Below are 18936 nucleotides of genomic sequence, written 5' to 3'. Positions count from 1 at the left end.
CCCCCGGTACGGTGGAGACCTTCGAGGCCCCCACCGGCGCGGGTGTGCGCGTGGACACCGGTGTCCGCTCCGGCTCCACCGTCCCGGCCGAGTACGACTCCCTGCTGGCCAAGCTGATCGTGTGGGGAGAGGACCGTCAGCAGGCCCTCGTGCGCTCCCGCGCCGCCCTGAAGGAACTGACGGTCCGCGGCCTGCCCACCGTGGTGCCGTTCCACCGCGCCGTGCTGGAGGAGTCCGCGTTCACGTCCGGGGACGGCCTCGGCGTGTGGACCACATGGATCGAGGACGAGTTCGCGGCCGAGCTCGAGGCATCCCCCCACCTCACCCCGGACGCTGCCGGGCGCACCACAGTCACCCTCGACGTGGACGGCCGTGCGGTGCGGGTGGGCCTGCCCGGCGACCTCGCGGACGCGCTGCTCCGTGGTGGCGGCCCGGGAGGTGCGGCGTCAGACGGCGGCGGCACCGCGGCGTCGTCCTCCCCGCCCGACGACGCCGCGCTCACCGCCCCGATGAACGGCACCGTGGTCGCGTGGCTCGTCGAGGACGGGGAGAACGTGGAGGAGGGGCAGTGCGTGCTGGTGGTGGAGGCCATGAAGATGGAGACCCCCGTGCGCGCCCACCGGTCGGGGACGCTGCGCCACGGCGAGATCGTGAAGGGCGACGCCGTGCGCGCGGGCCAGTCGCTGGGGGAGATCGCGTGAGCGCGCCGCGGGCGGTCGAGGACACCCAGGCCAGCGCGCACGCGGCCGCCCGGCTGCGCACCATGATCTCCGACGGCGCGCTGTGCCCGGGGGCCAAGCTCTCCGAGCAGACCGTGGCGGGTGAGCTGGGGGTCTCCCGCAACACGCTGCGGGAGTCGTTCACCACCCTCGCCGCCGAGGGCCTCGTGGACCGCATCCCCCACCGGGGCGTCTTCGTGATGGACCCAGGCACCGAGGACGTCCGGGACCTGTATGCCGCACGCGGCATCCTCGAGACCGGCGCGGTGCTGTGGGGTGAGCTGGACGAGGCACTGCTCGCCCGGCTGCAGGACACCGTGTCCGAGGCGCTGGCGGCCAGGGACTCCGGGAACGTGGCGGGCATGGGGAACGCGAACCAGCGCTTCCATCGTGAACTCGTCACGGGGTGCGGCTCGACCTCCCTGCTCACCGAGATGGACCGCATCCTCGCGCGCATGCGCCTGGTGTTCCACCTGATGACCGAGGACCCGCAGTTCCACGCACGCTACGCGGTGCGCAACGCCGAGGTCCTGGATGTGCTGCAGACCGGGGACCGGGAACGGGCGGCGAGCCTTCTCCGGGAGTCGCTGGTGGCGGCACAGGAAGAGCTCCTCGCCCACGTGGGCTGAGGTGCCACAGCGCTCGCGCGGCGGGAACTCAGGCCAGCTCCCGCGGCACGACGACCAGGTTGGCCTGCGCGTGGCCGGGGACCATGCCCGCGGTGGGGCGCACCAGCCCCGCCCGGAAGCGCGCACGGGCCTGCGCGGGCGTCAGGACCACAGTTTTGCCAGTCCCGCGAGCGAGTTCCAGGCGAGGAACACGGTGAGCAGCCACGCGAGCACGCCCACGACCAGCAGCCACGCCGGGTAGCGGTACCCGTCCAGCAGGTCACGACGGCGCCAGCCCACCCACAGCAGGATGGCGAAGCCGAACGGCAGGATCAGCCCGTTGAAGGCCCCGGCGAAGATCAGCAGGGTCTGGGGCGCCTTGCCCAGCACCAGGTAGAGCACCGCGCAGACCAGGATGAACCCCACCGTGAGGAGGTTCCGGGTGCGGGGGCTGCCCGTGGAGGCGGTCACGAACGAGATGGACGTGAACGCCGCACCGATCACGGAGGTCAGCGCCGCGGCCCACAGCACCACACCGAAGATCCGCACGCCGACCTCCCCGGCGGCCGCCCCGAACGCGTCCGCGGCCATGTGGTCCCCGGACAGCGCCACACCTCCGGCCACCACGCCGAAGATCGCAAGGAACAGCAGCACGCGCATGATCCCGGTGACCACGATCCCCAGCACGGACGTGCGCGTGATGTGGCGAACGCTGTCCACCCCGGTGACCCCGGAGTCGATCATGCGGTGGGCACCGGAGTAGGTGATGTAGCCGCCCACGGTGCCGCCGATGAGCGTGGTGATCACCAGGAAGTCCACCTGCTCCGGCAGCACGGTGTTCTTGAGCGCCTCGCCCACGGGAGGCGCGGCCACCACGGCCACGTACATCATGAGCAGGATCATCACGGCACCCAGGCCCACCACGATCCGGTCCAGGGCCAGCCCCGCGCGCTTGGACAGGAACACGAGGACCGCGATGCCCGCGGAGATGCCCCCGCCGATCCGGGGATCCAGGCCCAGCATGGCGTTCAGGCCCAGCCCGGTGCCCGCGATGTTGCCGATGTTGAACACCGCACCGCCCAGGAACACGAGCGCGGCCAGCACGTACCCGGCACCGGGCAGCACGCGGTTGGCCAGCTCCTGCGCGCGCATCCCGGAGACGCCGATGACCCGCCACACGTTCAGCTGCACGGCGATGTCCACCAGGATGGACAGCAGGATGGCGAACGCGAAAGCCGCCCCCAGCTGCACCGTGAACACGGTGGTCTGGGTGATGAACCCCGGGCCGATCGCACTCGTGGCCATGAGGAACATGGCGCCCAGCAGCGCGCTGCGGTGACCGCTCTGCGCGGCACCGGGGGCGCGGACCGGCTCGGACGACGGCGCCTGCGAACCCGGGTGTTCGGGCGGCCCCGACGGTTCGTGGAACTGCGGGCGGGGAGAGACTGCGGACATGGATCCATACAGGGGTTCACGTGAGCGGAGTCACACGGCGGGTGATGCGTGAACCCTACCGGTTGTTCAACAATTCGCCCAGGGCGATTGTTGAACAATTCTCCCGCCTGCCGGGGCCCTGAAACGCCGCACGGCCCGGCCCCCACGTGGGGAACCGGGCCGTGCGGCGTCGTCGTGGACCGTTCAGCGCAGGATGGGCAGCTGGAACGGGTAGCGGTACGCCTCACCGTGGCCGGCCTTGACGGCGGCGATGATGTGGAACACGAACAGCAGGACCCAGTACGCGGCCATCAGGATGAAGCCGACGGGCAGCAGGATCACCGTGAAGACGCAGATCCACCCCACCACGTTGATGAGCCACAGGGTCACGTTGAAGTTGAACGCCCCCGCGGCGGCCGAGCGCAGGAAAGGGCTCTTGTCCTTGTAGACGAACCAGACGATGAGTGGACCCAGGAAGCCGAGTGAGCCCACGGAGACGAGAGCCGCAATGGGCCCGGCCAGGTGCGTCAGCACGGCCACGGTCTTCTCGTCGTCCCGCGGCCCGGAGGATCCCCGGCGATTCCCGCCGGGGGTGCCGGGACCCGGACCGTAGCCGGGGCCTCCCGGGTAGCCGCCGTGGGGCGCGCCGAACTGCGGCCCACCGGGGTAGCCACCCTGGGGGCCGCCGGGCTGCCCCTGGAGATCGGGGCGGCTCTCGGGTGCGCGGTAGTCGGGACGCGGCTGCTGCGGTTCGTTGCTCATGTCATCTCCGTGGGGTCCGAGCCGCCCGGCGGCTCACTGGTCGTTTCCTGGCTCCAGCCTAGGCGGAAGCGCCGCTGGGCACAGTGGGGTTCTCCGCAGTCCTGCTGGGCTGCGGCTTCCGTCCGGTGATCGCAGCGGACTCGGCCGTGTGCCTGCCGACGCCCTCGGCGCCGCGCAGACCCACCCACTTGTCGTAGCCCCAGCCGCCGAGCAGCCCCACGGCGAGTGCCACCACGAGCATGATGGCCAGCCCGATGACACCGGTGGTCAGTCCGGCCTCCGGGATGGCGTCGAAGAACAGGGCCGAGCGCACGGAGGTGAAGATGTGGTGCAGGGGCTCGATGGGTGCGATCGCCCGGAAGAAGCCCGGGACGGCCTCGAGCGGCACCACGGCGCCGGCGGAGGGCAGGCCCATGAACACCAGGTAGACCATGCTCACGAGCATGCCCACGCTGCCGCCCACCGAGAGCAGCGCCAGGACGATCGCGGAGACGGTGGACATCGCGAACCAGCCGAGCAGGAACACCAGGAACCCGTGCGGCACCGGCATCCCCACACTGGAGGCCACCCACATCATGAGCGCGGAGGTGGGGGCGGCGGCCACCACGAAGGTCAGCCACTTCATGAGGTAGCCCACCGGGCGGGGCAGGACGGCGCGGGTGTGGTCCCGGAAGACGGGGCCCATCTCGAACGGCGCCATGCCCATGCGTCCGTCCATGAGCAGGTTCAGGGCCACGGAGCCGGAGAAGCCCACCACGAGCAGCAGGATGGAGTAGTAGAACGCGCTCATGCCCAGTGCGGTGCCCTCGGGGAGGTCGTTGTACGCCTTGGAGACCATGGACACGGGGTCCTTGAGGGTGTCCTTGGCCACCGAGCTGACGGTGGGCGAGAGCTCCTTGGCGATCTGCTCAGCCGAGCCCTGCTGGGACTTCTGCACCTGCTGGGCGAACTGCTGGACCTCGGGGCCGCCCTGCGCGGCCTGGCGCTGCAGCTGCTGCGACTGCTGCTGCTGGGACTGCTGCAGCTGCTGGAGGACCCGGTTGTAGGCCTGCTCCTCGGCGGGCGCCACGGACTGCGTGAGCTGCTCGCCGAGCGCCTTGCTGGCCTCCTGCACGCCGGGCTCGACGGCGCCCGTGGCCAGTCGGGTGCCCAGGGAGCCGGCCTGCGGGTCCGTGTAGACCGTGACCTCCGGGCGGGCGGCGTTGCCGCGCGTGAGCGAGCCCTCGATGAGGCTCACGGTGTCCTCGGAGAACGACTCCGGGACCTCCACCGCGGCGTAGAGCTCACCGCGGTCCAGCTGCTCCCTGGCCTCGTCCATGCTGAGCTGGCGCAGGTCGATCTTGTCGTCCTCCGCCGCCTTGTCCGCGAACTTCTGGACGAGGTCCTTGCCCAGGTTCTCCCGGCTGGTCCTGCCGTCCGCCTGGGGCACGTCCGCGCCCTTGTCCTGGTTGATCACGGCAATGGGGAACTCCTTGAAGTGCTTGTCCGGGCTGGACAGGCCTCCCAGGTAGAGGGCGGTGCCGATGACTCCCACCGCGAGGACGGCGAGCATGGGCAGCAGCCAGAACCCGAACTGGCCGAACGGCCGGCCGAGTCGGGCCCGGAAGGAAGGGGCGGGAGCGTGTTTGGGCGTCACCGGTTTCTCCTGGTGCAGTGGACGGTGCATTGGATACACGAATGCATTGGGTTCGGAAAACACGATACACTGATGCATCCAGTGATCACGACGAGGCAATGGATACGTGAGCAATCAGACAGACACACCACGCACATCCGCCGCGGGCTCCGCGGGGGATCCCAGGCCCGTCCCTGCCGAGACTGCCACACAGGACGGTTGCAGGGACAGACGTTCCCGCTCCGCGACGCGGCTCAAGCTGATCCGCAGCGCCCCCGCGGTCTTCGCCCAGCAGGGCATCGACGGCGCCTCCGTGAGTGACCTGTGCGCGGCGGCCGGCTACACCCGGGGGGCCTTCTACTCGAACTTCGAGTCCAAGCAGGAACTCGCGATCCACGCGTTCGACGACCTCACCACCCAGCTCGAGGAGACCCTGGGCTCGGAGCTGGACCACTGGCTGGGCTCGGGCCTGGACGTGGAGCAGGTGGTCACGCGCGTCATCGAGGGCGTCACGGGCCAGGTGGCCAACCTGAACCAGCAGGCCCTGCGGGTGGAGCTGTCCATCGCGGCGTTCCGCTCACCGCAGCTGCGGGAGCGCATGGCCCCCATCCGCGAGCGACTCTACCAGTCCATCGAGCACGCCCTGGTGCGGGTGGCCGCCTCCCAGCACCTCGCGTTCACGGTGCCACCGGGGGACGTGGCCCGCATGCTGCTCACCAGCTACTCGGGCCAGCTCACGGACCACATGGCCATGGGCAACTCGGGGCGCGGTGCCCAGCGGATCATCCCCACCATGTGGCTCGCCTTCACGCGCCCCGCGTGAGACCGGGGCGCGCACCTGTCGCCGGGGGCGACGACGGCGCGGGGCGGCGCGGGTGCCGTGGGGCGCGGCCCGGGCGGCGCGGCGTCGTCGTGCCTCAGACCACGTACGGCAGGACGAAGAGCATGGTCAGGGACCACACGAGGTGCGTCACGATGCACGGCACGAGCGAGCGGGTGCGCTCGCGCAGGTAGCCCACGAAGGCACCGAGCGCGGCCGCGGCGAAGGCGAGCAGCGGGATCCCGGCCAGGGAGGTCACCGCGGTGTAGGCAATGGTCGTGACCAGGATGCGGCGGCCGCGGGGCAGAATCCGCCACAGTGCGCCGCGGTAGTAGGTCTCCTCCGCCACGCCGTTGACCGCCGTGGTCAGCGCCACCATGGCGAGGCTCCCCACGCGGGCGTGGTTGAGCAGCTGGTGCACCGGGTCCCCCAGGGAGGGGATGAAGCGGACCATGAACCCGCCCGCGATGAACACCACCGCGAGCACCGCTCCCCCGATCAGGGCATCCCGCATGCCCCGGGGGGTGACCCGCCAGGGCAGGCGCTCACCGGTCATCCGCACGGCGACCGAGCTGCCCACCATGTAGACGCCGGCCAGGACGAACGTGGCGGGGTAGAACCACGGGTCCCCGGCGGGGATGCGCAGGGACCACGCGAGGCAGGCCGCCGCCACCAGACCGGTGCCGATGACCACCCACACGGTCCGCTTGCGCGTGGCCGCCGTGGTGTCCCCGTAGGGGCTGACCCGATGTTCGCTCACCAGTGAGTCCTTTCCGCCCGGCGGCAGTGCCCGTCGGGAACGTTCGTGGGCCGAGAGCCCGCACGTCGGGGTGCGACGCGCGGAACGCCCCAGGGCGGTGGCCCCGTAACCCGTGCAGGCCGCCCCGCGGGGATCAGCGGCGGGGGTTCATCGCCCGGATGGTCGTGGAGAGCACGGACGCGAAGGCGGTCCACCCGGCGTACGGGCTGAGGACCACGCCCTTCTCCGGGGAGACCTTGGCGCTGCGCCGCACGAGGTCCGTGCTGCTCGCCGCCAGCAGCACGGACTCCACGGAGGCGGCCGTGAGCTGCTTGCGGTGGAAGAACAGGACGCTCCACCCGGCGTTGAGAGCCAGGTTGACCCCGAGCGCCGCGATGTAGGCCTTCTGCTCGCGAGTGCGCTTCTGCTCACCGAGGTCCGCGATGGACAGCGATCCGATGGCGGCAATGTCCGCGTAGAGAGCGGTCCAGACCACGGGGAACACCCAGGCCGGCGGCTGGAACGCGGGCTTGCGCAGCTTCTCGTACCACCGCGAGTCCGGTGCACTGGCCACGGTGCCCACCACTGCGGTGAGTGCCACGGCCGCCGAGGTGGAGAGGAACACGCGCCGCCAGCGGTTGACGTCGATGTCCTTCACGGCGGCACGCACGGCGTCCGCGAAGGAGGTGTGGCCACCCTCGGGCGCTCCGATGTAGTCGTCCAGGTCCCGCTCGTGCATCACGGTGTCGTGCTGCAGGCTGCCGATCAGCGGCCGTGCGAGTTTGGAGCTGATGGGGGTTCCCAGGCCGATCCAGTAGGCCGCCAGCCCCGCGGTGGTCACGGGCGCGGTGAGCATGAAGCGGCGACCCTTGCCCACGGCGCGAGCGTACTGGTCCAGCATGTCCGCGTACTCGATGGCCTCCGGACCGCCCACGTCGAACGTGCGGTTCACGTCCGCGGGCAGGTCCGCCGCGCCCACCAGGTAGTGGACCACGTCCGCCACGGCAATGGGCTGGATGCGGTTGCGCACCCAGTGGGGCGCAACGGCGCCGGGCAGCCGCTCCGCGAGGTGGCGGATCATGACGAACGAGGAGGACTCGTCCCCGATCACCACACCCGTCTGCAGTGCGGCGGTGGGCACCCCGGAGTCCATGAGTGCCCGACCCACCTCCACGCGCGAGCGCAGGTGGTCGGAGAGCTCCGAGACCGGCTCGTCGTCCGGGTGCAGACCGCCCAGGTAGACGATGCGCTGCACGTGGGCGTCGCGGGCCGCGGAGGCGAAGGTCTCGGCCATCTCCACCTCCTCCGCCACGAAGTTCTCGGAGTCGCCCATGGAGTGCAGCAGGTACCAGGCCACGTCCACGTCCTGCAGGGCGCGGGAGACGTCGGCGGCCTCGGAGGCATTGCCCTCCACCACTTCCGCCTCACCGGGTCCGGCGGAGCGGCCCTCGGCCACCACGGCGTCACCCCACGGCAGGCTGCGCACCTTCTCCGCGCTGCGGCTCAGCAGGCGCACCCGCCAGCCGCGGCGCAGCAGCTCCTGGGCCACCTGGCCGCCGATGTAGCCCGTGGCTCCCGTGACGAGAGCCAGCCGTGCGTTGTCACTCATGTGTCGTCCCCGTGTCGTGTGCGTGCAAACCGGGCGCCTCACCCGGCAGCGGTGGGCAACCGCCCGTGTCGGTGCCAGTATGTCAGCCTGCTGAGGGGTTCCGTCACGGGTACGCCGAGGGCGCAGGCCGCTCTCAGCCCCCCACGTCCACGTCCTCGAAGATCAGGAACGTCTGGGTGTCCACCACCTCGGGCATGGGCTGGATGCGCTCGAAGATCACGTCCCGCAACTCGCCGGTCCCCCGCGCACGCACCAGCAGCATCACGTCGAACGTGCCGCCCACGAGCGCCACGTGCTGCACCTGCGGGATGCGGCGCAGCTTGGGGCCCAGGGTGTCCCACGTGTTCTGCTTCAGTCGCAGGGTCACGTACGCGGAGGCCTCCAGACCCGCCCTGGCCGGGTCGATCACAGCCGTGTAGCGCAGCACCACGCCCTTCTCGTGCAGCCTGCGGATGCGCTCGTACGCGTGGGCGCGCGAGATGTGAACCTTGGCCGCGAGTGCCGTGACGGACTGCCGCGCGTCCCGCGTGAGCTCGTCCAGGATGCGCCGGTCCGTCTCGTCCAGGTCCACGCGCTTGCTCTCCACCATCCGACCCACCCTCTCCGTTGCTCGCCGCTCCGCCCGCCGACGACGCCGCACCGCCGGTTCCCGGGGACCGGCCGCCCGCCCGCCGCGGGCCGCAGCCGCCACGCCGGCCCGACCCCCGAGCGCGGGTTCGACCCCGCCACGACGGCCGCACGGATGTGATGTGCAAGACATTTTCGCGTGGCGCACATCATCTGTGGGCAGTTCGTCCACCGAAAATCTGTTTTGAGAGTCTACCGTCCACGGATTCCCCCCGGTGTGGAGACGGAGCGCCCCCATTCCCCATACTGAGCGGACGACGTGTCCCACGCGGCGTCCCGCGCGCGTGCGCGCCGGGCCCGAGGACACCACCGAGTTCCACCCTGAGAAGAAAGGGACGCACCATGAGCGAGCCCACCCCCGCAGGTGGCGAGTCCGCCACCCGGGAGCCCACTCCGCCCGTCAACCCGGCGGTGGAGGCCTCGAAGAACTTCGGGATCACCCCCGAGCAGTACATGCTGCCCGCGAGCTCCGAGATCCGGCTGCTGAACCCGGACGGCACCGCCGTGCCGAAGACCGAGCAGGGCCAGGAGCCCGGTCACGAGTACCCCATGCCGGACACGGACCGGCTGCTGGCCGCCTACGAGAAGCTCGTGGTGGGCCGGCGCATCAACGACCAGAACATGGCGCTCGTGCGCCAGGGCCGCATGGCGGTCTACCCCTCCAGCCACGGCCAGGAGGCGTGCCAGGTGGCCGCCGCCCTGTGCCTGGAGAACGAGGACTGGCTGTTCCCCACGTACCGCGACTCCGTGGCCGTGATGTCCCGCGGCGTGGACCCGCTGGAGGTCATGAGCACCTACCGCGGCGACTGGCACGGCGGCTACGACCCCAGGAAGTACAAGGTCTCCATCCAGGCCACCCCGCTCACCACCCAGCTGCTGCACGCCGTGGGCGTGGCACACGCCGCCAAGCTGCGCGGCGAGAACACGGTGACGCTGGCCATGTGCGGTGACGGGGCGACGTCGGAGGGGGACTTCCACGAGGCCCTGAACTTCGCCGCGGTGTTCCAGCTGCCCGTGCTGTTCCTGGTGCAGAACAACGGCTACGCGATCTCCGTGCCGCTGTCCTCGCAGACCCGTGCGCCCTCGCTCGCGCACAAGGGCGTGGGCTACGGCATGGCCAGCGAGCGCGTGGACGGCAACGACCTCGCGGCGCTGCTCTCCGTGCTGGGGCGCGGCATCGAGCTGTGCCGCCAGGGCGGCGGACCGCTGCTCGTGGAGGCCATGACCTACCGCATGCAGGCCCACACCAACGCGGACGACGACACCCGCTACCGCGAGCGCGACGAGGTCAGCGAGTGGGTGGCCAAGGACCCCATCACGCGCATGCAGCGCTACCTGGAGGACCAGGGCGCGCTGGACGAGGACGTCACGGGCAGGATCTCCGAGCACGCCGAGGCCATGGCCAAGCGGCTGCGCGAGGCGATGTCCTCCAAGCCGCAGCTGGACCCGCAGGACCTGTTCCGCTTCGTCTACCACGAACCCACCCCGCAGCTGCGCGAACAGGGCGCCCAGCTCGCGGACGAGCTCTCCCGAGAGGAGGCGTGATGAGCGCTTCGAAAGTCAGCTTCGCCAAGGCGCTGAACACCGCACTCGCGGACGCCATGGAGGCCTCCCGGGAGGTCGTGGTCTTCGGTGAGGACGTGGGCACCCTCGGTGGCGTGTTCCGCATCACCGACGGCCTGACCGCCCGCTTCGGCCGCGAGCGGTGCTTCGACACCCCCCTCGCGGAGTCCGGGATCATCGGCACCGCGGTGGGCATGGCCATGAACGGCATGCGGCCCGTGGCCGAGATGCAGTTCGACGCGTTCGCGTACCCCGCGTTCGAGCAGGTGGCCTCCCACGTGGCCAAGATGCACAACCGCACCCGGGGCAAGCTCACCATGCCCCTGGTCATCCGCATCCCCTACGGCGGCGGCGTGGGCGGCGTGGAGCACCACTGCGACTCCTCCGAGTCCTACTACGCGCACACCCCCGGGCTGAAGGTCTTCACCCCGGCCTCCGTGCGGGACGCGTACGTGATGCTGCGCGAGGCCATCGACTCCCCGGACCCCGTGGTGTTCTTCGAGCCCAAGCGGCTGTACTGGTCCACCGCGCAGGTGGACCTGGACGAGCTGCGCGAGCAGTACGAGAACGGGGGCCTGCCCACCCGCGAGGGGCACGCCGTCGTCGCCCGCGAGGGCTCCGACGCCACCCTCATCTCCTACGGTCCGTCCGTGCCCGTGTGCCTGGCCGCGGCCGAGGAGGCCGCGCGGGACGGGATGTCCGTGGAGGTCGTGGACCTGGGCTCCGTGGTGCCCTACGACGACGAGACCGTGGCCGCCTCCGTGCGCAGGACCGGGCGCGCCGTGGTGGTCGCCGAGTCCCAGGGCTTCGCGTCCGTGGCCTCGGAGATCGCCGCGCGCACCCAGGAGCGCTGCTTCCACTCGCTCGCCGCGCCGGTGCTGCGGGTCACGGGGTTCGACATCCCCTACCCCTCGCCGTCCTTCGAGCACCACCACATCCCGAGTTCCGAGCGCATCCTGGACGCCCTGGACGACCTGCAGTGGGAGGACTGACCCGTGAGCATCAATGTGTTCAACCTGCCCGACCTGGGCGAAGGCCTCACCGAGGCGGACATCCTGCGCTGGCTCGTGGCCGAGGGTGACACCGTCACCATGGACCAGCCCATCGTGGAGGTGGAGACCGCCAAGTCCGCCGTGGAGGTGCCCACCCCGTTCGAGGGCGTGGTCCACACGCTGCACGGCGCCGAGGGCGACACCATGCTGGTGGACCAGCCGCTGATCTCGATCTCCGACGGCGTGGAGTCCCCCGAGGCCCCCGCCGGCACCGGTGCGGAGGCCGGGGCTCCCGGCGCCGAGCACGCCGCGAGCTACCGCGAGGAGGAGCTCGCGGGCACCACACCCTCGGCCGAGCTGGCCGTGGACGAGGCCGATCCCGCCGCCGGTGAGGACGAGGAGTCCTCCGGCAATGTGCTGATCGGCTACGGCACCTCCGCCGCGTCCTCGTCCCGACGCCGCCGCCGCAAGCGCGGCGCGGGCGCCGAGACCGCGGGTGCGGCCCCCACGGGCTCCGCCGCGCACACGCACGACGCCCTCACCGAGTCCCCGCGTCTGGCGCCCACCGTGATCTCGCCGCTCGTGCGCAAGCTCGCGCGCGAGCACGGCGTGGACATCACTGCGGTGCAGGGCAGCGGCCCCGGCGGTTTGATCATGCGCAAGGACGTTCTCGCGGCCCTCGAGCAGGTGGCGGACCAGCGGATGCGCGCCGACGCCGCCGGACCGGCTCCCACGGGTCTGGCCATGCCGGGCCCCGCGGCTCCCGGTCCTGCCGCCACGGGTGCGCCCGTGCCGCCGCCCCCGCCGGGGGCACCCGCTCACGGTGGTCCCGCCCACGGCGGGCCGGGCGTGGGTGGTCCGGCGGCGTCGTCGTCCGGTGCGCGCGAGACGGACTCCCGCACGGGCCTGGCGATCGCCACCCGCGAGCCGGTGAAGGGTGTGCGCAAGCACATTGCGGACGCCATGACCCGCTCACGCACGGAGATCCCCGAGGCCACCGTGTGGGTGGACGTGGACGCCACCGAGCTGCTGAACCTGCGCGCCGAGCTCAAGGCCAAGGACCCGCAGAGCACGCCGAGCCTGCTCGCGCTGATCGCGCGGTTCACCCTGGCCGGGCTGCGGAAGTTCCCGCAGCTCAACGCCCGGATCGACACCGCCGAGGACGGCGCCCGCAGCATCACCCGCTTCGACGGCGTGAACCTGGGGATCGCCGTGGAGTCCGAGCGCGGGCTCATGGTCCCGAACCTGCGCAACGCGGACCGGCTCAGCGCGGTGGAGCTCACGGGTGCCATGCGCGAGGTGATCGAGGTGGCCCGCTCCGGCAAGGCCAGCCCGGCCCAGCTCAGCGGCTCCACCTTCACGCTGAACAACTACGGCGTGTTCGGCACGGACGGCGCCACGCCCATCATCAACCACCCCGAGGCGGCGATCCTGGGCATCGGCCGGATCATCGACAAGCCGTGGGTGGTCAACGGGGAGCTGGCCGTCCGCAAGGTCACCACGGTGACCATCGCGTTCGACCACCGCGTGTGCGACGGCGGCGCGGCCGGCGGCTTCATCCGCTTCGTGGCCGACTGCATCGAGAACCCCGTGGGGGCTCTCACGCAGATCTGACGCGCACCGGGGCTCCGCGCCCCGGCCACCACCACGACGGCGCTCGGGCTTCGGCCCGGGCGCCGTCGTGGTTCAGGGGAAGCGCGTTCAGGGTGTACGGGCACGGCGGAATGCCCGGCCCGCTCGCGCAGTGTGTCCGTCGGGACCGCCGCAGCTGGGGATCCAGGGTGCACCGCGCCGGATCTTCGCGAGAAACCCCACGTCAGGCTGCAGGAGAGTCCAGCTCCCGGTCGGCCCAGCCATTCAGCCGCCCCACCAGGGCCGGAGGCAGGTCCGCGCCGGCCATCGCGTGCTCGGAACGCGTGCGCGCGGTGCCCATCATGCGTTCGACGGCGCGCACCGAGCCGGAGCGCTCGAGCAGCTCGTGGGCGTGAGCGGCGTCGTCGTCCGTGAGGCGGTGCTCAGCCGCACGCTCGCACAGGCCGCGCCACGCGGGGCCGTAGGGGCCGGAGGCCACGAACGTGCCCAGGACCGTGGGGCGGTCCGCGCGCAGCAGCTCCCGGGCGCCGCGGCCGCCGCTCGTGTGGGCCGCGAGCCGCAGCTCCCGGGCGAGGCCGTGGGCCATGCCGAGGGCGCGCCCGGTGTCCGCCAGGGCGTTCACGTGCGCGGTGGGAGCGCCGCCCAGCACGGCACCCGCGCGCAGGGGCGCCTCGTAGCAGGGCACGGCGCTGCCGATCCGCAGGGCCTCCAGCACCTCGCCGTGGGACACCGTGGCGGCGCGCTGGGTGAGCTCCCCGAGGATCCGCTCCCCCGCCGCGGCGTGGAAGACCGCGTGGTCCAGGATCTCCAGGAGCTTGATGAGCCTGGTCTCGGGCGCGTGGGAGGTGGCGACCATGCGGTACGCGGCGGCCAGGGCGAGCTCACTCGCAAGGGACGTGTAGTGGACGGGGTCGTCGGTGCCCCCGGAGCCCGGTGCCGCGGCATGGGGTTCCGTCGCGCCGGGCTTTGTCCTGCTGCGCTCAGCGGACGACGGCGCGCTGATCGCGGTCCCGGGGCTCACGCCCTCCCCGCGCAGCAGCAGGGCGGTGTTCAGCAGCTCGAAGCCCGCCGCCACGGCGTTGAGCACGGGGCGGGTGGGCCGTGCGGGGTACGCCTCCACCGCGGCCATCACCAGGTCCTGCTGCAGCCCGTTCGCGGCGTACGCCACCTCCGCCACGCGGGCCCACACGCGCTCGTAGCCGGGGCTCAGGTCCGCGGCCCGGCGCCGGGAGTGCTCCAGGAACCCGCGCACCGCCGTGCTGGGCGTGAACTCCTGGGACCTGCGCCCGGTTCCGCTGCTGGTGTAGGAGGAGGTGGGCGTCATGAGTCCATTTCAGCACACGGTGCAAGCGCGGACCGGGTGTCAGACGGCGGGCATCAGCGCCAGCTGCACCGCGATGAGGAGCATCACCAGGCCCACCCCCACGTCCACGATCCGCCACGTCAGCGGGGTGTTGAGCACGTGGGACAGGGCACGGGCACCAGCGCCCAGGGCCGTGAACCAGATGACCGACCCGGTGAACGCGCCGCCCGCGAAGACCCAGCGCTGGCCCCCGTGCTGGTTGGCCAGGTTGCCCAGGATGAGCACGGCGTCGAGGTAGGCGTGGGGGTTGAGCCATGTGAAGGCAAGGGTCGCCAGGACCACCCCGCGCAGGGACCCGGCCCCCTGGGACGCGGCCTCCATGGTCTGGGGCTTGAGCGCGGACTTGAAGGACAGCACCGCGAAGGCCAGCAGGTACACCACCCCGGCCCAGCGGAAGGCGTTGATCAGCCACGGGACCCGCTCGACGAGCACGCCGATCCCTGCGGTCCCCAGGCCGATCAGGAAGATGTCCGAGACGATGCAGATGGCCACCACCACCCCCACGTGCTCGCGGCGGATGCCCTGGCGCAGCACGAAGGCGTTCTGGGCGCCGATGGCCACGATCAGGGCCAGCCCGGTCACCAGTCCGGGGAGAAACGCAGAAGTCACCCGGACAAGCTACAGCCTGGCGTGAGATCCCCGACATTCGGGCATCACCGGGAGTCATCGGCGGTATGGTTTCCTCAGAAATGATTTCGCTCGGTGGCACACCGTCGCCCGGGCGCCCCCGTTCCGGAAGGACACCCCCATGAGCACCCCCGCCATGACCCAGCTCGCCCTCGACATCACCGCGGAGGACGCGGACCGGCTGTTCACCACGGCCCGCACCGCGAGCCACTTCACGGACGAGCCCGTGACCCCGGAGCAGAAGCACACCATCTACGAGCTCACCAAGATGGGCCCCACCGCGTTCAACTCCCAGCCCCTGCGCATCACCTGGGTGGAGTCCCCGGAGGCCCGCGAGCGCCTGGTGCAGCACATGAGCGGCGGCAACCAGGAGAAGACCCGCAAGGCCCCGCTGACCGCCATCCTGTCCTACGACGAGAACTGGCACACCCGCTTCCCCGAGTTCCTTCCCGCCGCGCCGCACATGCAGGGCATGTACGACGAGAACGCGGAGCTGCGCATGAGCAGCGGCAAGGCCAACTCCCACATCCAGGTGGGGTACTTCATCATTGCGGCCCGCGCCGCGGGTCTGGCCGTGGGGCCCATGACCGGCTTCGACGCCCCCGCCGTGGACCACGAGTTCTTCGAGGGCACCGGCAGGCGCTCCATCGTGGTGGTCAACCTGGGCCGTCCGCAGGCGCCCACCTACGACCGCAGCCCGCGCTTCGCGGTGGAGGACGTCACCGAGACCATCTGAGCGGCGTGACCGCCCGGCCGGCAGCGGCGACGCCGCACCCGACCCGGCGTCGTCGCCCCGTCTGCCGTGCGGCGCCCGGACCCTGAGCTCCTGCGCCCTGAGCCCCGTGCCGCGGGCTCCCTCCCCGACGGTGCGCGCCCGGCAGGGATGGTGCTTCAGGAACGGTCCGCGGCCGGGGCGTCCTCCTCACGCACCCGGGCGAGCTTGGCGAGGACGGGCAGAGCGGCGTCGAGCCTCTCCAGCTCGGGGAGGGTGAGTTCGCCCAGGACGTCCGCCACGCGCTCGTTGCGGTGCTGGTCCTCCCGCGCGAGGACCTCCTCACCGTGCGGGGTGAGAGAGACCAGGACGGCGCGCGCGTCCGTGGGATCCGGGTCCCGCTGCACCAGACCCGCCTTGCTGAGCCGGTCCACGCTCTGGGTCGCGGTGGGTGTGCGCACGCCGAGGTTCGCGGCGATCGACGTCATCCGCACGCCACCGCCGCGCAGCATGGCCAGCAGGCTGATCTGCTGACTCGTGATCTCGCGCGTCCCCTCCATGCGGCGCAGGAAATACACACCGTGCCGCAGCACCTTGCGCAGCCGGGCCGCGTTCGCGAGCACGTGCGCGCGGTGGTCGTCGGGGGTGGGGGCGCCGAAGATGTCCATGGGGTCCCATTTTACGGGCGCACACGCAGACGCTCGGACACGGCGTTCTCCCGGTCCGGCCACGTAGTCTGCTGCGCGTCGTCAGTCGCCCCGCTGTCAACACCGGACAGAGCTCGGGCGGGAGGGGGTTACCCCCCGTCCCGCCCGAGACCACCGCGTCACGCGGCGTGGTGTCCGGCTGTCACAGAGCCCGCAGGGCCTCCGCGAAGCGCTTGACGCCCTCGCGGATGCGCGCCGGGGCCACACCCGAGAACGCCAGGCGCACCGCGTTGGAGTCCCGGCCGTCCATGTAGGACGCCGAGCCCGGCACGAGCACCACCCCGTGGGCAATGGCTGCGGCCAGGATGTCCTTGCCGCGGATCTCCTCCGCGGTGACCCACGTGAAGAAGCCGCCGGTGGGCGTGGTCCAGGATGCCGTCTCGGGCATGAACTCGGTGAGGGCCTCCTCCATGGCCTCCCAGCGCTCCCGGTACAGCTCCACCGCCCGGTCCAGCGCCGGCTTCCAGTGCTCGGAGCCCACCCAGGAGGTCACGAGCGACTGCGCCAGGTTGGACGGGTGGATCACCACGGACTCCGCGGCGATCTGCAGGCGCCCGCGCACCTCCGGGGGTGCCGCCATCCAGCCCACCCGCAGTCCGGGGGCGAAGATCTTGGAGAAGCTGCCCAGGTGGATCACGTGCTCCGGGTCCATGCCGTGCATGGAGGCCACGGGCTCGCTGCGGTCGAAGGCGAGCAGCGCGTAGGGATCGTCCTCCACGATCATCACGTCCCGCTCCGCGCACACGGCCACGAGCTCGCGACGCCGTTCCTCCGGCATGGTCACGCCGGTCGGGTTCTGGAAGCTGGGGATCGCGTACACGAACGGAACGCGCCTGCCCTGGGCCACGAGGTCGTCGAGCGCCCGGGCCACGGCCTCGGGCTGCATCCCGTCGTGGTCCATCGCCACGTGCTGGACCTCCACCTCGTAGGCGCCGAACACGCCGAGCGCCCCCACGTAGGTGGGACCCTCCGCGAGGATCACGTCCCCGGGGTTGCAGAACAGCTTGGTCACCAGGTCCAGTCCGGCCTGCGAGCCCGTGGTGGGCAGGACGTCCGCGGCGGTCACGGTGGAGCCGCCGCGCGCCATGAGCTTCACCACCAGCTCGCGCAGCCCGTCCATGCCCGCACCCGAGCCGTACTGCAGGATCTCACCGGCGCGACCGCGCAGCAGCAGGGACGCCACGTCCCCCACCGCGTCCGCGGGCAGCACCGAGAGGTCCGGGTTGCCGCCGGCCAGGGACACCACGGAGGGGTCACGGGCCACCTCGAACACGGCACGGACCGGGGAGGGTCGGAACTCGTCCGCGCGGGACGCGAACCCGCTCACTTCTCGGCTCCGTAGCGGGCGCCCGAGATGCCGTACGCGGGACCGTCCGCGGCGGCGTCGGCCCCCAGGCTGATCAGGGAGATGAGCTCGTAGACCACGTGCGCGGCGGCAATGCCGGTGAGCTCCGCGTGGTCGTACGCGGGCGAGACCTCCACGACGTCGCACGCCACCACGTCCAGCCCGCGCAGCCCGCGCAGGATCTCCAGGACCTCACGGCTCGTGATGCCGCCGGCCTCGGGCGTCCCGGTGCCGGGCGCGTGAGCCGGGTCCAGGACGTCGATGTCCAGGGAGATGTAGAGCGGGCGGTCCCCCACGCGCTCGCGCAGGGCCGCCACCACGGCGTCCACACCGGAGCGCATGACGTCCGCCGAGGAGACGATCTCGAAGCCGAAGCGGGCGTCGTCCTCGAGGTCCTGCGTGCCGTAGAGGGGCCCACGGGTGCCCACGTGCATCACGGCGTCGGTGTCGATGACGCCTTCCTCGAACGCGCGGCGGAACGGGGTCCCGTGCGTGTACTCGGCACCGAAGTAGGTGTCCCACGTGTCCAGGTGGGCGTCGAAGTGCAGCAGCGCCACCTTGCCGTGGCGGGAGTGCGCGGCGCGCAGCAGGGGCAGGGCGATCGTGTGGTCACCGCCGATGGCCACCACCTTGGTGCTCTCGCCCATGAGCTCCTTGGCCGCGGACTCGATGGAGCCGATGGCCTCGGGGATGTCGAACGGGTTGCCCACGATGTCCCCGGCGTCCGCCACCTGCAGGTTGGCGAACGGGGAGTGGTTCTGCGCGGGGTTGTAGGGCCGCAAAAGACGGGAGGACTCGCGCACGTGGTTCGGCCCGAAGCGCGCACCGGAGCGGTAGGACACCCCGGAGTCGAAGGGCACGCCCACCACGGCGACGTCCGTGTGCTCCACCTGGTCCGTGCGGGGCAGCCGCGCGAAAGTGGCGGGCCCGGCCCAGCGCGGGGTGAGCGCCGCGTTCACGGGCCCCACCCGCTGCTCACCAGCGCTGTTGGTCTCGACGATGCGTTCCGGTTCCACGGGGTCTCCTTCCCTCCCGGGGATCGCCCGGGGGATGCGGTGGTGGGTGGCGGGGCGGGAGAGGCCGCCGCAGTGGTACTTTCTG

Annotated in this window: 18 protein-coding genes and 1 pseudogene; 7 read left to right on the top strand and 12 right to left on the bottom strand. The window is 71.6% G+C overall.

Annotation, left to right across the window (positions count from 1 at the left end; translation table 11 throughout):
• Positions 1-701, top strand: a 701-nt coding sequence (locus CWC38_RS06265; RefSeq protein WP_338067522.1) for a biotin/lipoyl-containing protein, incomplete at its 5' end; no start/stop codon positions are given.
• The gene (locus CWC38_RS06260; protein ID WP_240625085.1) at positions 698-1348 is read left to right on the top strand and encodes a GntR family transcriptional regulator; all 651 of its coding nucleotides are present in this window, start codon (positions 698-700) and stop codon (positions 1346-1348) included. The genes CWC38_RS06265 and CWC38_RS06260, both read left to right, overlap by 4 nt.
• Before the next feature lie 31 nt (positions 1349-1379).
• Here CWC38_RS06260 and CWC38_RS12235 read toward each other — a convergent pair.
• From CWC38_RS12235 to CWC38_RS06245, 4 genes and pseudogenes are all read right to left on the bottom strand, one after another.
• A pseudogene (locus tag CWC38_RS12235) lies at positions 1380-1529 on the bottom strand (DUF1445 domain-containing protein); the annotation flags it as partial.
• Positions 1490-2782 (bottom strand): NRAMP family divalent metal transporter, encoded by a 1293-nt coding sequence (locus tag CWC38_RS06255; RefSeq protein WP_121845957.1) that lies wholly within the window; start codon positions 2780-2782, stop codon positions 1490-1492. The pseudogene CWC38_RS12235 and the gene CWC38_RS06255, both read right to left, overlap by 40 nt.
• Positions 2783-2965: 183 nt before the next feature.
• Positions 2966-3523: a DUF4870 domain-containing protein gene (locus CWC38_RS06250; RefSeq protein ID WP_121845956.1), complete on the bottom strand. Its 558-nt coding sequence runs from the start codon at positions 3521-3523 to the stop codon at positions 2966-2968.
• Positions 3524-3581: 58 nt separating this feature from the next.
• The gene (locus tag CWC38_RS06245) at positions 3582-5159 is read right to left on the bottom strand and encodes a YhgE/Pip domain-containing protein (RefSeq protein WP_121845955.1); all 1578 of its coding nucleotides are present in this window, start codon (positions 5157-5159) and stop codon (positions 3582-3584) included.
• A 106-nt stretch (positions 5160-5265) separates the two neighbouring features.
• Here CWC38_RS06245 and CWC38_RS06240 point away from each other — a divergent pair, with 106 nt between their 5' ends.
• Entirely contained in the window at positions 5266-5961 is a 696-nt protein-coding gene (locus CWC38_RS06240; protein ID WP_121845954.1) for a TetR/AcrR family transcriptional regulator, read from the top strand.
• A 94-nt stretch (positions 5962-6055) separates the two neighbouring features.
• On the opposite strand, the gene CWC38_RS06235 is transcribed toward CWC38_RS06240, so the two are convergent.
• The 3 genes from CWC38_RS06235 to CWC38_RS06225 form a co-directional block, all read right to left on the bottom strand.
• Complete coding sequence (locus CWC38_RS06235; protein ID WP_121845953.1) at positions 6056-6718, bottom strand: CPBP family intramembrane glutamic endopeptidase; 663 nt, start codon at positions 6716-6718, stop codon at positions 6056-6058.
• 133 nt (positions 6719-6851) lie between these two features.
• On the bottom strand, positions 6852-8306 hold the full coding sequence (locus CWC38_RS06230; RefSeq protein ID WP_121845952.1) for a tryptophan-rich sensory protein: 1455 nt from the start codon (positions 8304-8306) through the stop codon (positions 6852-6854).
• Positions 8307-8439: 133 nt separating this feature from the next.
• Positions 8440-8895: an Lrp/AsnC family transcriptional regulator gene (locus tag CWC38_RS06225; protein WP_121845951.1), complete on the bottom strand. Its 456-nt coding sequence runs from the start codon at positions 8893-8895 to the stop codon at positions 8440-8442.
• A 380-nt stretch (positions 8896-9275) separates the two neighbouring features.
• Between CWC38_RS06225 and CWC38_RS06220 the strand changes: the two genes are divergently transcribed.
• From CWC38_RS06220 to CWC38_RS06210, 3 genes are read left to right on the top strand one after another with little or no spacing between them, the layout of a single operon-like run.
• Positions 9276-10478: a thiamine pyrophosphate-dependent dehydrogenase E1 component subunit alpha gene (locus CWC38_RS06220; protein ID WP_121845950.1), complete on the top strand. Its 1203-nt coding sequence runs from the start codon at positions 9276-9278 to the stop codon at positions 10476-10478.
• Positions 10478-11488, top strand: a complete 1011-nt coding sequence (locus tag CWC38_RS06215; RefSeq protein WP_121845949.1) for an alpha-ketoacid dehydrogenase subunit beta — start codon at positions 10478-10480, stop codon at positions 11486-11488. Before CWC38_RS06220 ends, CWC38_RS06215 begins: the two co-directional genes overlap by 1 nt.
• 3 nt (positions 11489-11491) lie before the next feature.
• Positions 11492-13102, top strand: a complete 1611-nt coding sequence (locus CWC38_RS06210; protein ID WP_121845948.1) for a dihydrolipoamide acetyltransferase family protein — start codon at positions 11492-11494, stop codon at positions 13100-13102.
• Positions 13103-13304: 202 nt separating this feature from the next.
• Here the strand turns inward: CWC38_RS06210 and CWC38_RS06205 are convergent, their stop codons facing one another.
• Together CWC38_RS06205 and CWC38_RS06200 are read right to left on the bottom strand one after the other, a co-directional pair.
• Complete coding sequence (locus tag CWC38_RS06205; RefSeq protein WP_121845947.1) at positions 13305-14405, bottom strand: polyprenyl synthetase family protein; 1101 nt, start codon at positions 14403-14405, stop codon at positions 13305-13307.
• 39 nt (positions 14406-14444) lie between these two features.
• The gene (locus tag CWC38_RS06200; RefSeq protein ID WP_206059866.1) at positions 14445-15053 is read right to left on the bottom strand and encodes a LysE/ArgO family amino acid transporter; all 609 of its coding nucleotides are present in this window, start codon (positions 15051-15053) and stop codon (positions 14445-14447) included.
• 139 nt (positions 15054-15192) lie between these two features.
• On the opposite strand from CWC38_RS06200, the gene CWC38_RS06195 reads away from it, so the two are divergent.
• Positions 15193-15807: a malonic semialdehyde reductase gene (locus tag CWC38_RS06195; protein ID WP_206059865.1), complete on the top strand. Its 615-nt coding sequence runs from the start codon at positions 15193-15195 to the stop codon at positions 15805-15807.
• 155 nt (positions 15808-15962) lie between these two features.
• Here the strand turns inward: CWC38_RS06195 and CWC38_RS06190 are convergent, their stop codons facing one another.
• The 3 genes from CWC38_RS06190 to speB all read right to left on the bottom strand — a co-directional run bounded on the left by CWC38_RS06190 (position 15963) and on the right by speB (position 18851).
• Positions 15963-16451: a MarR family winged helix-turn-helix transcriptional regulator gene (locus CWC38_RS06190; protein WP_121845946.1), complete on the bottom strand. Its 489-nt coding sequence runs from the start codon at positions 16449-16451 to the stop codon at positions 15963-15965.
• A gap of 181 nt (positions 16452-16632) precedes the next feature.
• Positions 16633-17817, bottom strand: a complete 1185-nt coding sequence (locus CWC38_RS06185) for an aminotransferase-like domain-containing protein (RefSeq protein ID WP_121845945.1) — start codon at positions 17815-17817, stop codon at positions 16633-16635.
• Positions 17814-18851 (bottom strand): agmatinase, encoded by a 1038-nt coding sequence (gene speB, locus CWC38_RS06180; RefSeq protein ID WP_121845944.1) that lies wholly within the window; start codon positions 18849-18851, stop codon positions 17814-17816. The genes CWC38_RS06185 and speB overlap by 4 nt, the downstream gene beginning before the upstream one ends.
• Positions 18852-18936 lie beyond the last annotated feature (85 nt).

The sequence above is a fragment of the Kocuria tytonicola genome, from assembly GCF_003687455.1.
Lineage (GTDB): Bacteria > Actinomycetota > Actinomycetes > Actinomycetales > Micrococcaceae > Kocuria > Kocuria tytonicola.
This window is presented reverse-complemented; position numbering and strand designations above follow the sequence as displayed.

Excerpts from the sequence above, each read along its gene's own strand:
- CWC38_RS06255 (WP_121845957.1), bottom strand. The coding sequence starts at position 2,782 with ATGTCCGCAGTCTCTCCCCGCCCGCAGTTCCACGAACCGTCGGGGCCG.
- CWC38_RS06250 (WP_121845956.1), bottom strand. The coding sequence starts at position 3,523 with ATGAGCAACGAACCGCAGCAGCCGCGTCCCGACTACCGCGCACCCGAG.
- CWC38_RS06230 (WP_121845952.1), bottom strand. The coding sequence starts at position 8,306 with ATGAGTGACAACGCACGGCTGGCTCTCGTCACGGGAGCCACGGGCTAC.
- CWC38_RS06225 (WP_121845951.1), bottom strand. The coding sequence starts at position 8,895 with ATGGTGGAGAGCAAGCGCGTGGACCTGGACGAGACGGACCGGCGCATC.
- CWC38_RS06220 (WP_121845950.1), top strand. The coding sequence starts at position 9,276 with ATGAGCGAGCCCACCCCCGCAGGTGGCGAGTCCGCCACCCGGGAGCCC.
- CWC38_RS06215 (WP_121845949.1), top strand. The coding sequence starts at position 10,478 with ATGAGCGCTTCGAAAGTCAGCTTCGCCAAGGCGCTGAACACCGCACTC.
- CWC38_RS06205 (WP_121845947.1), bottom strand. The coding sequence starts at position 14,405 with ATGACGCCCACCTCCTCCTACACCAGCAGCGGAACCGGGCGCAGGTCC.
- CWC38_RS06195 (WP_206059865.1), top strand. The coding sequence starts at position 15,193 with ATGAGCACCCCCGCCATGACCCAGCTCGCCCTCGACATCACCGCGGAG.
- CWC38_RS06190 (WP_121845946.1), bottom strand. The coding sequence starts at position 16,451 with ATGGACATCTTCGGCGCCCCCACCCCCGACGACCACCGCGCGCACGTG.